The sequence below is a fragment of the Biostraticola tofi genome, from assembly GCF_004343195.1.
GTDB lineage: Bacteria > Pseudomonadota > Gammaproteobacteria > Enterobacterales > Enterobacteriaceae > Biostraticola > Biostraticola tofi.
This window is the reverse complement of the sequence record NZ_SMCR01000002.1, coordinates 655,780-669,373: the sequence shown is the minus strand read 5'-3', so window position 1 is coordinate 669,373 and position 13,594 is coordinate 655,780. Positions and strand designations below refer to the sequence as shown.

The 13,594-nt window shown below is 53.3% G+C and carries 12 protein-coding genes and 3 tRNA genes; 5 read left to right on the top strand and 10 right to left on the bottom strand.

The window, feature by feature from the left end:
- Positions 1–19: 19 nt before the first annotated feature.
- The 8 genes from EDC52_RS07235 to pncC form a co-directional block, all read right to left on the bottom strand.
- Positions 20–96: transfer RNA gene (locus tag EDC52_RS07235), tRNA-Arg, on the bottom strand.
- A 212-nt stretch (positions 97–308) separates the two neighbouring features.
- A tRNA-Arg gene (locus EDC52_RS07230) sits at positions 309–385 on the bottom strand.
- An 8-nt stretch (positions 386–393) separates the two neighbouring features.
- A tRNA-Ser gene (locus tag EDC52_RS07225) sits at positions 394–486 on the bottom strand.
- Between the two features lie 270 nt (positions 487–756).
- Positions 757–942 (bottom strand): carbon storage regulator CsrA, encoded by a 186-nt coding sequence (gene csrA / locus EDC52_RS07220; protein ID WP_131864636.1) that lies wholly within the window; start codon positions 940–942, stop codon positions 757–759.
- Between the two features lie 257 nt (positions 943–1,199).
- Positions 1,200–3,827, bottom strand: a complete 2,628-nt coding sequence (gene alaS, locus EDC52_RS07215; protein ID WP_131864635.1) for an alanine--tRNA ligase — start codon at positions 3,825–3,827, stop codon at positions 1,200–1,202.
- A 141-nt stretch (positions 3,828–3,968) separates the two neighbouring features.
- Positions 3,969–4,481, bottom strand: a complete 513-nt coding sequence (locus tag EDC52_RS07210) for a regulatory protein RecX (RefSeq protein ID WP_131864634.1) — start codon at positions 4,479–4,481, stop codon at positions 3,969–3,971.
- 60 nt (positions 4,482–4,541) lie between these two features.
- The gene (gene recA, locus EDC52_RS07205; protein ID WP_131864633.1) at positions 4,542–5,612 is read right to left on the bottom strand and encodes a recombinase RecA; all 1,071 of its coding nucleotides are present in this window, start codon (positions 5,610–5,612) and stop codon (positions 4,542–4,544) included.
- Between the two features lie 109 nt (positions 5,613–5,721).
- On the bottom strand, positions 5,722–6,210 hold the full coding sequence (gene pncC / locus EDC52_RS07200) for a nicotinamide-nucleotide amidase (protein ID WP_131864632.1): 489 nt from the start codon (positions 6,208–6,210) through the stop codon (positions 5,722–5,724).
- Positions 6,211–6,595: 385 nt separating this feature from the next.
- Here pncC and EDC52_RS07195 point away from each other — a divergent pair, with 385 nt between their 5' ends.
- The 5 genes from EDC52_RS07195 (at position 6,596) to EDC52_RS07175 (ending at position 10,824) form a co-directional block, all read left to right on the top strand.
- Entirely contained in the window at positions 6,596–7,369 is a 774-nt protein-coding gene (locus EDC52_RS07195; protein ID WP_131864631.1) for an amino acid ABC transporter substrate-binding protein, read from the top strand.
- 29 nt (positions 7,370–7,398) lie between these two features.
- Positions 7,399–8,058: an amino acid ABC transporter permease gene (locus tag EDC52_RS07190; protein WP_131864630.1), complete on the top strand. Its 660-nt coding sequence runs from the start codon at positions 7,399–7,401 to the stop codon at positions 8,056–8,058.
- A 250-nt stretch (positions 8,059–8,308) separates the two neighbouring features.
- Positions 8,309–8,743: a DoxX family protein gene (locus EDC52_RS07185; RefSeq protein WP_131864629.1), complete on the top strand. Its 435-nt coding sequence runs from the start codon at positions 8,309–8,311 to the stop codon at positions 8,741–8,743.
- Positions 8,744–9,015: 272 nt separating this feature from the next.
- Positions 9,016–10,128, top strand: a complete 1,113-nt coding sequence (locus tag EDC52_RS07180) for a hypothetical protein (protein WP_131864628.1) — start codon at positions 9,016–9,018, stop codon at positions 10,126–10,128.
- A gap of 87 nt (positions 10,129–10,215) precedes the next feature.
- Positions 10,216–10,824: a LysE family translocator gene (locus EDC52_RS07175; RefSeq protein WP_131864627.1), complete on the top strand. Its 609-nt coding sequence runs from the start codon at positions 10,216–10,218 to the stop codon at positions 10,822–10,824.
- Positions 10,825–10,873: 49 nt separating this feature from the next.
- Here the strand turns inward: EDC52_RS07175 and EDC52_RS07170 are convergent, their stop codons facing one another.
- Positions 10,874–11,215: a zinc ribbon domain-containing protein YjdM gene (locus EDC52_RS07170; RefSeq protein WP_131864626.1), complete on the bottom strand. Its 342-nt coding sequence runs from the start codon at positions 11,213–11,215 to the stop codon at positions 10,874–10,876.
- 201 nt (positions 11,216–11,416) lie between these two features.
- Positions 11,417–13,531, bottom strand: coding sequence for a formate hydrogenlyase transcriptional activator FlhA (flhA, locus tag EDC52_RS07165; RefSeq protein WP_131864625.1), 2,115 nt, complete (start codon positions 13,529–13,531; stop codon positions 11,417–11,419).
- Positions 13,532–13,594: the final 63 nt, after the last annotated feature.

Here is a 13,594-nt window from a genome sequence, read left to right as displayed (position 1 = left end):
TCGATGTGTTAATCAGAAATGGTGCATCCGGGAGGATTCGAACCTCCGACCGCTCGGTTCGTAGCCGAGTACTCTATCCAGCTGAGCTACGGATGCAAGGTGTGAAATGAATAATGAACTGGGCCGGAGCCTGGTTATTTATCTGCTGTCAGGTACGAACGACCTGAGGAACAGCTATTCAATTCTGACATCTGAAAAACAGGGCACTGATATAATGCATAACTCTGTGATACTTGAAGCCTGCATGATGCAGGGGACTTAATCCATGCTGACCACTAACCTTCAGTTCGCTTAAGGCCCGACTGAAATGGTGCATCCGGGAGGATTCGAACCTCCGACCGCTCGGTTCGTAGCCGAGTACTCTATCCAGCTGAGCTACGGATGCAGTGTTAATGGCGGTGAGGGAGGGATTCGAACCCTCGATACAGCTTTTGACCGTATACTCCCTTAGCAGGGGAGCGCCTTCAGCCGCTCGGCCACCTCACCTACGCGCCGTTGATAAAGCTCATCGGCACTGCGTGGCGCACATATTACTTTCCCGGCCTGATAAGTCAAACAATTTTTCCAGACTCACGCTCGTTTGCACAAAAGCCATTCAACTTGACGATATTGCCAGCAAAAACGCACACGCACACGGTTTTTATCGACGACAATACCTGCAGCATGAGTCCAGCCAGTTATGGCATAAAGTGGAGCAAGGAAAGTTAATAAGCAGAATTATGCGGCGCCTCGCTTATTGCAAGGCGCTTGAAATTGTCAGAAAGGAGCCTGTTGTGACTTCTCGGCCTGAATACGCTGGTAGATTTCTTCACGGTGGACGGATACCTCTTTAGGCGCGTTGACACCGATGCGAACCTGGTTGCCCTTGACGCCTAAAACAGTAACCGTTACCTCATCGCCAATCATGAGGGTCTCACCAACTCGACGAGTCAGAATAAGCATTCTTTGCTCCTTGAAAAATTAAAAGAGTCGGGTCTCTCAGTTTCCCGCCATTATCCATCATATACCGTGAAAACGTAAGACTTGTGAGTGGCACTACACAAAATGCCCCTGAGCCTGTATCACTTTCAATATCTGGTATAAGTTTAGTCGATATGACCAGCTTCGCGTCTAACTTTTGATACCGGGAACAATATGAATCCAAACACCCTAACTTAACAGAAAGTTAGGGTGTTTATAATAAGGTATTCTTATTCTGATCAGAGTTTTGTTGCAAGCATCGCGTCAACGCTTGCCAGCGCCGCTGGCAACGCAGCGACATCACTGCCGCCGGCCTGGGCTAAATCCGGCCGTCCGCCCCCTTTGCCGCCCACCTGCGCGGCCAGAGAAGCGATGACCTCACCCGCTTTCACCCGATCTGTGACATTTTTTGTCACGCCAGCAATCAGGCTTACCCGGTCGTCGGTTACCGTCGCCAATACGATTACCGCAGTGCCGAGCTGGTTCTTCAAGTCATCAACCATGGTGCGCAGCATTTTTGGCTCCACGTTATCCAACTGGCAGACCAACACCTTGACGCCGTTTATTTCTTTGGCTTGCTGCACCAAAGAGGCGCTTTCAAGCGCCGCCTGCTGGCTCTTGAGTTGCTGGATCTCTTTTTCCTGCTGGCGCGTACGTTCAAGCAGCGCCTTGACCTTATCGGCCAGGGTCTGGCTGTCGCCTTTAACCAGTTGGCCGATGCCCTGAATCAAATCGCTTTGCTGATGAAGGCTTGCCAGTGCGCCTTCACCGGTAACGGCTTCAATGCGCCGTACGCCGGCAGCGGTACCGGATTCCGAGATAATATGGAACAGGCCGATATCGCCAGTACGGCTGGCGTGGAGCCCGCCGCACAGTTCGGTAGAAAAGTCCCCCATCGAAAGCACCCGCACTTCAGCATCATATTTCTCACCGAACAATGCCATTGCGCCTTTACTGCGGGCGGCCTCGAGCTCCATGATTTCAGTGTTGATCGGCAGATTACGACGAATCTGGGCATTGACGATATCTTCTACCTGGCGGACCTGTTCTGGCTTCATGGCTTCGAAATGCGAGAAGTCAAAGCGCAGATACTGGTCGTTGACCAGCGACCCTTTCTGACCGACATGACTGCCCAGCACCTGGCGCAGGGCTGCATGCAGCAGATGGGTAGCCGAGTGGTTCAGCCGGATGCGATTGCGACGGGCTTCATCCACTGTGGCGAAAACCCGATCGCCGACCTTGAGTTCTCCATGATTCAGTCGACCCTGATGACCAAAGGCTTTGCCATATTTCTGAGTATCGTTGACGATAAACAGGCTGTTTGTGCTTTTCAGCTCGCCCTGATCGCCAACCTGCCCGCCGGACTCGCCATAAAAGGGCGTTTCATCGAGGACAACGACCGCTTCCTCGCCCTGATGCACAGAGGATACCGACTCGCCGTTGCGGAACAGCGCTGTGACTTTGCCTTCATGATGCAGCTCGGTGTAGCCAAAGAAACGAGTAGCATCGTCGACACGCAGCATGCTGTTGTAATCGGTGCCGAAGCCGCTGGACTCACGGGCGCGCTGTCGCTGCTGCTCCATGGCCTGCTCAAAGCCGGCTTCATCGACCTTCAGGCCGCGTTCACGACAGACGTCAGCCGTTAAATCCAGCGGGAATCCGTAGGTATCATAGAGACGGAAAGCCGTTTCGCCATTCAGCGTATCCCCTTCCAGGCGGGACAGCTCATCGTCAAGCAATGCCAGGCCGCGTTCCAGGGTACGGGCAAACTGTTCTTCTTCAGTGCGCAGCACTTGTTCGACAATTTCGCGCTGGGGCAGCATCTGGCTGGCAGCAGAGCCCATCACCTCAATCAGCGGCGCCACCAGCTTATAGAAGAAGGCGTCACGCGCGCCAAGCATATTGCCATGGCGTACTGCCCGGCGAATGATGCGGCGCAGCACGTAGCCGCGACCTTCATTTGACGGCACCACGCCATCGGCAATCAGGAAAGCGCATGAACGGATATGATCGGCAATGACGCGTAATGATTTACTGGTCAGGTCGCTGTGGCCGGTTACCGCGGCCACATCGGCAATCAGCTTAGTGAACAGATCGATTTCGTAGTTGGAGTTAACATGCTGCAATACGGCAGAAATACGCTCCAACCCCATGCCGGTATCAACCGATGGCTTTGGCAGCGGCAACATAGTGCCATCAGCCTGGCGATTGAACTGCATGAACACCAGGTTCCAAATCTCGATATATCGGTCGCCATCTTCTTCCGGGCTTCCGGGCGGGCCGCCCCAGATATGATCGCCGTGATCATAAAATATCTCTGAACAAGGCCCGCAGGGACCGGTATCGCCCATCTGCCAGAAATTATCCGAGGCATAAGCGCTACCCTTGTTATCGCCGATGCGAATAATGCGTTCTTCAGGTACGCCCACTTCATTGGCCCATATACTGTAGGCTTCGTCGTCCGTGGCATAGACGGTGACCCAGAGCTTTTCTTTGGGCAGATTGAACCACTGTTCGCTGGTCAGCAGTTCCCAGGCAAATAAGATGGCATCCTGTTTGAAATAGTCGCCGAAGCTGAAATTCCCCAGCATTTCAAAGAAGGTATGATGCCGTGCGGTGTAGCCGACATTTTCCAAATCGTTGTGTTTGCCCCCGGCACGCACGCAACGCTGGGAGGTGGTTGCGCGATGATATGAGCGCTTATCCAGACCCAGGAAAACATCTTTGAACTGGTTCATCCCGGCATTGGTAAACAACAATGTCGGATCGTTATCAGGCACCAGGGAGCTGCTCGCTACGACCTGGTGTCCCTTACTATGGAAAAAATCGAGAAACGCTTGACGGATCTCAGCGGTGCTCTTGCTCATAATTGTCCCGGAATGAGGCTAAAAAAACAAATCGAGAACAGAATAGCGCAGTATTGGGGCGCTGCAGTAGCGTTCACGGACTCAAAGTGGGAATAAGATAAATTTTCTTGAAGGGGAAGTAAAATCCCGCGCACTATCTATTTATAAATTTATATAAATTGCACGGATATCGTCGAAGGAAAAACCACGGGAAAGGAGGTAGCGCTGTATCTTGATTCTGGCGTCCCGTTCCGCGGGGAGGGGATCACCAAACTTTTTCATCGCAGCTGCTTTTGCCAGGGCCGGCCGGTCAATCTCAGCTTCGCCAAAGGCGCCGTCAATTGATTCACGGTCAACGCCTTTTTGCATCAGCTCCATGCGGATCCGCTGCTCACCATAACCTTTGCGGGTGCGGCTGCTGATATAACGCTGGGCAAAACGCGTATCGTTTAGCCAGTCATTTTCCAGACAATAGTGTATCGCAGCATCAATTTGCTCCTGCGTAATTTCCGGGGATTGCTCAGAAGTCTCTGCTTCTTTGCCTGCATCAGAGGGCGCGCGCCGAGGAAAACGACGCCGAGACACGGGCTGCGATGCAAGCTTGCGCCGCAGCTCCGCTTCACTGTGGTCACGCATCGACAGGATACGTAATGCACGGTCAAGTAATGTACTCAACCCAATAACCTGCCATTGTCAAAACATAACGACATGACCGGGTTATGGGATTCAGACTGATTAAAACTCTTCATTACTCTCGCTGGCGGCTTTTTCGTCAGCTTTTTCAGTATCTGCACCCAGAGGAGCTCCATCGGTGTTGCGCAGCAGCATGTCACGAAGCTTTTTATCCAGTTCAGCGGCAATTTCAGGCCGTTCCTTCAGGAAGATACAGGCGTTTGATTTACCCTGACCGATTTTCTCGCCGTTGTAGCTGTACCAAGCGCCCGCCTTTTCAATCAGCTTATGCTTCACGCCCAAATCGACCAATTCACCGCGGATATTGATACCTTCGCCGTACATGATTTGGAATTCAGCCTGCTTAAAGGGTGCGGCAACCTTGTTCTTGACCACTTTTACCCGGGTTTCGCTGCCGACCACCACATCGCCTTCCTTGATGGAACCGATACGACGGATATCCAGGCGCACGGAAGCGTAGAACTTCAGGGCATTACCGCCGGTGGTTGTTTCCGGGTTACCGAACATCACGCCGATTTTCATACGGATCTGGTTGATAAAGATCAGCAGCGTGTTGGCGTTTTTAAGGTTGCCGGCCAGTTTACGCATTGCCTGGCTCATCATACGTGCCGCGAGGCCCATATGGGAGTCGCCGATTTCACCTTCGATTTCCGCTTTCGGCGTCAACGCCGCCACGGAATCGACGATGATGACGTCGACCGCGCCGGAACGGGTCAGCGCATCACAGATTTCCAAAGCCTGCTCGCCGGTATCCGGCTGTGAGCACAGCAGGTTGTCGATATCTACGCCCAGTTTTTTCGCGTAGATGGGATCGAGGGCATGCTCGGCATCGATAAAGGCACAGGTCTTGCCTTCACGCTGGGCAGCAGCGATAACCTGCAGCGTCAGCGTCGTCTTACCTGATGACTCAGGCCCGTAGATTTCAACGATACGCCCCATCGGCAAGCCACCGGCGCCCAGTGCGATATCCAGGGAAAGAGAACCTGTGGAGATCGTTTCAACATCCATTGAACGGTCTTCACCAAGGCGCATGATAGAGCCTTTACCAAATTGTTTTTCAATCTGGCCCAATGCCGCGGCTAACGCCTTTTGTTTATTCTCATCAATAGCCATTTCAACTCCTATCAGCAGGGAGCGACATCGCTACCCTCTTTTTCACCAAACATGTGTGCCGGTACTGCAGCCAATTATACTGTATAGTCATACAGTATCAAGTAGAATTTCACAGAAACGTATCTATCAGGGTTTTCAGCGCGAAATGCACCGATTGCCGGCGGATATCATCACGCTCGCCGTCAAAGTGCATCAACTGGGAAAACGGCTCGCTGCCCCTGGCGGCAAAACCAAACCAGACGGTGCCGACCGGTTTTTCAATCGAGCCGCCGTCAGGCCCGGCGATGCCGCTGATGGCAACCGCATAGTCGGCACCCGCGGCTTTAAGCGCACCGGCGGCCATTTCAAGCACGACCGGGTCGCTGACCGCGCCATGCTTTTCAAGTGTGCTCGCCTGGACGCCGAGCAAATCGCTTTTGGCCTGGTTACTGTAGGTCACAAAACCCCGGTCAAACCAGCCGGCACTGCCGGAAATGTCTGTGATGGTTTTAGCCACCCAGCCGCCGGTGCAAGACTCGGCGCAGGTAATGAAAGCGTTTTGCTGTTTCAGGGCCGCGCCAAGGCGGCTACTGACGGCTGACAGTTCTTTATCGTCCATTGTACCCCATCCTGATGAGTAAGGTGTGCTGGTGAAAGGCGGGTATCTGGCTTGCAGCGGGATTACCGTTGGTTTTCCGGCACCTATCCCGAAAGCGTGCAAAAAGTGTTTGCCTTCGACAGAGCCGCTTCCAGCTCGCCTTTCCTTTGGTTGTCACCATTATAATGAGTTAAGCGCAGTTGTGATGTGCCGGAAGTAATAATCTGCGGCACAGAAGGGAAAAAACATCAGGTGCGAATTTGATATATTCTCATTATAAATATATAACTTGAAGTTATTAATAATTACTTAATATGATTTAATGTTAACTAGAAACTGGTTTAGCATCCTGGCAATCAGGGAATGAATATCTCATTTGCCCTTTCACTGTCATTCAGGAACCTCAATGAAAAAGATAACTCTGGCACTATTGGCAGCCGGCTCACTGTTAGGCGCCGCGACTCAGCTTCAGGCTGCCGACAATCTGGCCGCGATCAAAGCCGCCGGCACCATCACTTTTGGCACCGAAGGCACCTATTCGCCTTATACCTATCATGACAGCAGCGACAAGCTGGTCGGTTTTGATGTGGATCTGGGCCGGGCGGTGGCAGAAAAACTGGGTGTGAAAGCCAAGTTCATCGAAGGCCGTTGGGATGGACTGATTGCCGGTCTGGACGGTAAACGCTACGACGCGGTGATAAACCAGGTGGGAATCACGCCGGAACGTCAGGCCAAATACGCTTTTTCCAAGCCTTACATTGACTCGAAAGTGGTCTTGATTACCCGCGAAGACAATACCACCATCAAAAGCTTTGCCGACCTTAAAGGCCAGAAATCCGCCCAGAGCCTGACCAGCAACTATTCCCAGTTGGCAACCAAGTATGGCGCTGATATCGTACCGACCGACGGCTTTAACCAGTCGCTGGACCTGGTGATTTCCGGCCGTGCCGCCGCGACCCTGAACGATAATCTGTCATTCCTGGACTTCAAAAAGCAAAAACCCAATGCCAAGGTGAAGATTGTGGCATCGGAGAAGGCCAATGCCCCGTCAGGTATTCTGGTGCGTAAAGGAGATAGCGAACTGGTTGATGCCCTGAACAAGGCTCTGGACGAAGTGAAGGCAGATGGTACCTATAAAGCCATTTCCATTCGTTATTTCAATCAGGATATTTCTGAGTAATTTTTTTCGTGTAAAGGAGCGCTGAACAGATGCCGCCTTGGTTGCAACTGATGGCAGACTCCTTCTGGCGGTTGTTCTCAGCCGGAGTCATGTTTACCCTGCCGCTGGCCCTGCTGTCGTTTGTCTGCGGGCTGGCGGTAGGTTTTATTGTGGCGTTGATCCGGCTGTACGGCCCGCAACCGCTAAAAGGGATCGCTGATTTTTATGTGTGGGTGATACGGGGTACGCCATTACTGGTGCAACTGTTCCTCATTTTTTATGGTCTACCCAGCGCAGGTATTACGCTCGATGCTTTTCCGGCGGCGCTTATCGGTTTTACGCTAAGCGTGGGTGCCTACAGCTCGGAAATCATACGGGGCGCTATTGTGTCAGTGCCGAAAGCCCAATGGGAAGCCGCCTATGCCATCGGTATGGACAGCAGCCAGGCGATGCGCCGCGTCATTCTGCCGCAGTCGGTATTTGTTTCCCTACCGCCACTGGCCAATTCTTTTATCTCCCTGATTAAAGATACCTCGCTGGCAGCGGTGATTACCGTGCCGGAAATGTTTCTTGCAGCGCAGCGAATCGTCTCAGTGACGTATGAACCGCTGATTCTGTATGTTGAAGCGGCGATAATTTATTTGGCATTCAGCACGGTGCTGGGCAAGCTGCAGATCAAACTGGAAGTCTATTTCCGCCGTTATGAATAAGCTACTGGAGCTTATCTGCATATTCTGACCCGGCAGTAGGCATTGGACTGCTGTCGGACCAGATACCCCCGTGCCGCTAACCCTTCCCCGACCGATGCTGGATTTTACCTCTTGGCGCGGCAACGTGTTTTTACCTTGCGGCTCGGGATGAATCATCCTGAATAACTTTCTCACTGAAATTGAGTTTATAAAGCGTTTAAGGAACGCTAAAGTAATTGTCACAATGAATTATTTACCCAGGAAACTAGTGATGATTGCAAGTTTGAACAACCACTTCACCCGACTGACCGATCGGCCGGATTTCGGCAAACTGATCCTCAGGCTGACGTTCGGCTTGCTGATGCTGTTCCATGGCGTATTCAAGCTACAGCATGGGGTAGGCTGGATAGCAGACATGCTCGAACAGCAGGGCTTGCCCGGATTCATCGCTTATGGCGCCTATATCGGCGAACTGGTGGTGCCGGTGATGATCATCATCGGACTGCTGACCCGCCCGGCCGGCTTTATCTATGCGTTTAACCTGTTGGTTGCCACCTGGCTGGTGCATTCCAACGATGTTTTCACCCTGAGCAGAGTGGGTGCCTGGACGCTGGAGACCGAAGCGCTTTATTTCCTGGGCGGCATTATCATCATGCTGATGGGTGCCGGTCGATATGCTGTTATCCGTAATCCATCATATCGCTGACCCCTTTCCGCCATAAAAGCCGAGATCCTGCGTCATCCTTGACTGCGCTGCGGTCAAGGATGACGGCCGACTGAGCCCCTCTGCGTCTTGCCAACCCCTGCCTGCCGGGACTATGGCAATGGCCTTTTTGGGTCAACCTTCTGCAAAACGTGCCCGGGTTTCACTTTTCCTGCCTTTTCGAGCAATAATTTGACCCCACAAGGATTGGCGGTTGTTATTGAGGTGATAGACTGAGGTTACTGATATCAATATCAACCAGAGGAAAGGGATAGATGGAAGGAGGGCTGATTTTTTGCAAGGATTCAGTATTACGATTCCGTTCGGACTATGACGATACCACCGCCGTTCCCCTGCTATCTATCCAGCGTTGCCTGGATGAAGATGAACTCAGCATACTGCAATTCTTCCGCAATCCGGTGATCATCGAATCCGGCACGACGCTGTCGGCCATCTTTGTCGCCCTGCAGCCATGGCAGAAAATCCTGGGAACCTGGCTTGATCGGGATGTCTCGGCGTATATCGCCGCAATCAGAAAACCCTCGACCACTGACAGCGAATTTGACTGGATTGAGTTACAAAAGACCACGACTGTGCAGCGCGCCTGGCACCATGAAAAGATGCAGGATGAAGACGACCTGACTGAATATATGAATCGCAAAGGGTCGCCGACGTTGGACTTTGATATCGAGACGCACTGGTCGGCGACCGGTTTCAAGAGAGACGATAAAGAGCGCTACAGTATCAGCGGCGATATCCAAGGCATCAAAAATGTGCCGGTGGTGATCAACAATCGTCAGTTGCTTAGCAGTTATCAGGGCGGAAACAGCCGTTTGATCAACGGTGCCTGCCCTGGGGTCACGGTAAAGGGCAGCTCAAGTTATATTCAAGGCGATACTTCATTCCCCTTCTCGGCCGTACTTGAAGCCATCTTCATTGATGGCCTGTTTTACTACTCGCCGCAGGCGGCGAAAGCCAATCTGGCGATGCTGACTGAACTGGCGTCGCTGATTGAGGAAACGGAGGCTGACGGTGACGATGTCCTGGCAACCGCCGACGCCGGCAACAGCCCCGTGGATTTCGCTGCTGCCAATGACCGTGAAGGGACTCATGATGACGATGGCGCCATCGGCAGTGCGGGCGCTAACGATGACGACGGCGCCAATGATGATGATGGCGGTACGGAAGTGATTCAGGTTGAAGTCAGTGACGGCGCTTTTGATTCATTGTTTGAACATATGGAATCGGAGCAGGAACGCTGGGAAGCGCTGAAATCCCGCTGCAGTTCCGCAGGCAGTCTGCCGGTGAGAATTGGCGCCATACAGCAGGCCACCGCGCCGGAATCACGCTTCATACGTTATATCGAAGGTGGCGAGGACGACAGATAACATTAATTTCTGCCACTGCCGACAGGCTTTACAGACAGCTGTGCACATAAGATACTGCGCTATCATTTTCCCTGCTGCAGTTGCTCTATGCCTTTTTACACAGTTCTTCCGGTCTGGATATTTGGCGTTGCATTAATTCTGCTGACCCCCGGCCCCACCAATACCCTGTTATCTTCAGCCGGGGCCGCCAAAGGCTTTGCCGGCGCGGTGGGTTTCCTGCTGTTTGAAATACTGGGATATGTCATCGCCATCAGCCTTTGGGGCGTGATGCTGCATCATCTGATGGGCGGCTATCTGGCACTGCTGCCGATTATCCTGAAGGCATTCTGCGCTCTGTATATCATCTACCTGGCCACTAAACTGTGGCGGAAAAAAACCTTGGCCGCATCAGGGCAGGAAAACACCGTTACGCCGAAGCGCCTTTTCCTGGCCACACTGGCCAATCCCAAAGCGTTTTTATTCGCCGGCACGCTGCTGCCTGCCGCGACTTTCCTGCATTACGACGACTACCTGAAAAATTTGGCGGGATTTGTCGTCTTGTCCGCCGCAATCGGCCTGGGATGGGTTTATCTGGGCAGCGCTCTGGTGCGCGGTCGGTTCACGCGTTTTCCCCTAAGCGTAGTAGACAAGGGGGCGGCGCTAGTGATGTTGGCGTTTTCGCTGCTGATGCTCGGCCAGGTGCTCAACAATCTGTGAACAGCTGGTCACTGCTGTGGACCATTAGCCGCAGCAGTGATTACGGCATTCAGTTTTTCTTCACGAATTCAGATTTGAGCTTCATCGGGCCGAAGCCATCGATTTTGCAGTCAATATTATGGTCGCCTTCAACCAGGCGGATACCTTTCACTTTGGTGCCGATCTTCAAGGTGGAAGAGCTACCTTTGACTTTAAGATCTTTAATCACCGTAACCGAATCTCCATCGGCCAGCAGATTACCGTTGGCGTCACGTACCGTCAGTCCTTCGTCCTCTGCGGTGGCAGTAAGACTGGCCGACCATTCATGGCCGCATTCGGGGCAGTTGAGCTGCTCCCCTTCCTGCCAGGTAAATTCTGAACTGCATTGGGGACATGGGGGTAATTGTTGCACCTTAACCTCGACAAAAATAAGAAAAACAGGAAAAAGCGGCCTAACACAGCGCTCACTCTTCGGAATGCCTATTTTACACGTTTTGTCATCCTGAGGTACAGCCTGTCCAGCAGAAGTCACTCCGAGAACATTCACCCATAGCGCAGCCGCCTTCCAGCGGATCAGTGCATCAGCGGATCACTACATCAGCGGATCAGTGCATCAGCGGGTCGGGATTCCCAATTTCTTCATGCGCGAAAGCAGGGTAGTACGCTTTACCCCCAACCGCTGGGCCGCGCCGCGCGGGCCGGCTACCACACCATTGGTTTCTTTCAATACCTGCATAATCCGTTGATATTCATCTGCCGGGCCAGATGAGTCAGCCGCGGGCCGGGCCACGCCTTCAGCAGTGCGGGACTGGCCTGCGGGGATGGCTAACGGCCCGGCGGGCGACATCGGCGACAGATGAAACTGCAGCTCGGGCAGTTGCAGGTTGAGCACCGTGCCATGCGTAAGCAATACTGCCCGTTCAATCACGTTTTCCAGCTCACGTACGTTGCCCGGCCAGGGCATCAGGCTCAACAGGCGCAGCGTTTCGGCAGGAATACTGTCGATGGTGCGCTTCATGCGTCTGGCGATTTTATAGGTCAGGAATTTCACCAGCAGCGGGATATCTTCCGGCCGTTCGCGCAGCGGCGGGATGACCAGCGGGAAGACATTCAGCCGATAATAGAGATCGCTGCGAAATTCGTGATCGGCCACCATTTGCTTGAGATCCCGATTGGTGGCCGCAATAAGCCTGACATCAACCGAAATCAGTTTATTCCCCCCTACCCGTTCAAATTCCCGTTCCTGCAGCACCCGCAGAAGTTTAGGCTGCAGCTCCGGCGGGATTTCACCCACTTCATCCAGGAACAGCGAACCCTGATCCGCCAGTTCGAAGCGCCCCATTCGCTGGGCGGTGGCGCCGGTGAAAGATCCCTTTTCATGACCAAACAGATCGCTTTCCAACAGGCCCGCCGGCATCGCGGCGCAGTTCATGTTGACCATGCGTTTATCCCGGCGATCGCTGAGGTTATGGATGGCCCGCGCGATCAGTTCTTTGCCGGTGCCGGTTTCACCCAGAATCAGCACGGTGCAGTCGCTTTTGGACACCATTTCCACTTGCCTGAGCACCGACGACATGCCTTGACTGCGGCCGACAATTTCGCTGAAGTCCGGGCTGTTACCGTTTATCTGCTCAGTCAGGTAAAGGTTCTCGTGCACCAGCCGCTCCTTGAGCCGGCTTATTTCCTGATAGGCCAATGCGTTGTCTACGGCGATGGCGATACGTTCGGCAATCTGTTGCAGCACCTGCAAATTGGCGGCATTGAAATTATCCGGCTGGCACTGAGCCAGCTTCAGCACGCCGAGGGTTTTCTGGCCAAAGATAAGCGGCAGAATGCAAAGGCTTTGGATGTGTTCATGCCACAGATCAAAAAGCTGGCGCTCATCGTCGGCCAGTTGATCGGACTGCTTAAGATTCAGCAGCAGCATCTGACCGCTCTGCATAACCTGTTCTGCCAAGGTGCCGGCCAGCGGTACCGTGGATTGCTGGCGCTGGGCGACATTATTTTGCAGGTAATGCGTAGAGTATAGCGTTACCAGATCTTCTCGATCGCCGCACAGCACGATGCTGATAGCGTCAATCTTGAAAAAGCGATGAATTTCGGTAGAGATCTCACCGATCAAATCGTCCAGATCAAGCTTGGACAGTACGGCGTTGGTCACATCGACCAGCACGCGATAATCGTCCCGCTCGCGACGTAACTGCCGCTGCTGACCCTGTGACTGCTCGCGGAGCTGCAACTGTTCGACCGCCATTGACAGCAGGTCCATCAACAGCCGCGCTTTGACCAGCGACGCATCGCTGAAGGGCTTGCCATTACTGCGCCAGAGTTCGCAGCCGCCGAGCAGAACCCCGCCCGCCCGCAGCGGCATCAGGCAATAGTGACTGAAGGAAGGGTGCAATGCCAAAGCGGCGATTTGCGGATACCGTTCGGCCAACGCTGCGGCGGTGGCCCGCAGCGGCTGCCCGCTTCGCTGTAGCTCTAAAACCGGTCCATTGGCAAGCAGGGTTTGATCATGAAAGCTCAGCGACTGCTGCTGGCGGTCGAGACCATAAAAACTGACGCGGGCCCCCGGTGGATGCAGCAACAGCAGCGCCGCGCCTTCGGCCAGTTCCCATGCCTGGACTACGTCCTGCAGCAGCCGCAGCAGGGAGCTGAAACTCTGCTGATTAAGCAACCTACGGGTGAGCTCCAGGTGTTCCGGTTTCTCAAGACTTGTCTTCGACATTGAACATCACTCTGATTGACAAAATAAAAGCGAAAATAATCATTATGGGTTAGTGGAGTAATA

Excerpts from the sequence above, each read along its gene's own strand:
- pncC (WP_131864632.1), bottom strand. The coding sequence starts at position 6,210 with ATGGACGATAAAGAACTGTCAGCCGTCAGTAGCCGCCTTGGCGCGGCC.
- flhA (WP_131864625.1), bottom strand. The coding sequence starts at position 13,531 with ATGTCGAAGACAAGTCTTGAGAAACCGGAACACCTGGAGCTCACCCGT.
- recA (WP_131864633.1), bottom strand. The coding sequence starts at position 5,612 with ATGGCTATTGATGAGAATAAACAAAAGGCGTTAGCCGCGGCATTGGGC.
- EDC52_RS07185 (WP_131864629.1), top strand. The coding sequence starts at position 8,309 with ATGATTGCAAGTTTGAACAACCACTTCACCCGACTGACCGATCGGCCG.
- EDC52_RS07175 (WP_131864627.1), top strand. The coding sequence starts at position 10,216 with ATGCCTTTTTACACAGTTCTTCCGGTCTGGATATTTGGCGTTGCATTA.
- alaS (WP_131864635.1), bottom strand. The coding sequence starts at position 3,827 with ATGAGCAAGAGCACCGCTGAGATCCGTCAAGCGTTTCTCGATTTTTTC.
- csrA (WP_131864636.1), bottom strand. The coding sequence starts at position 942 with ATGCTTATTCTGACTCGTCGAGTTGGTGAGACCCTCATGATTGGCGAT.
- EDC52_RS07190 (WP_131864630.1), top strand. The coding sequence starts at position 7,399 with ATGCCGCCTTGGTTGCAACTGATGGCAGACTCCTTCTGGCGGTTGTTC.
- EDC52_RS07180 (WP_131864628.1), top strand. The coding sequence starts at position 9,016 with ATGGAAGGAGGGCTGATTTTTTGCAAGGATTCAGTATTACGATTCCGT.
- EDC52_RS07195 (WP_131864631.1), top strand. The coding sequence starts at position 6,596 with ATGAAAAAGATAACTCTGGCACTATTGGCAGCCGGCTCACTGTTAGGC.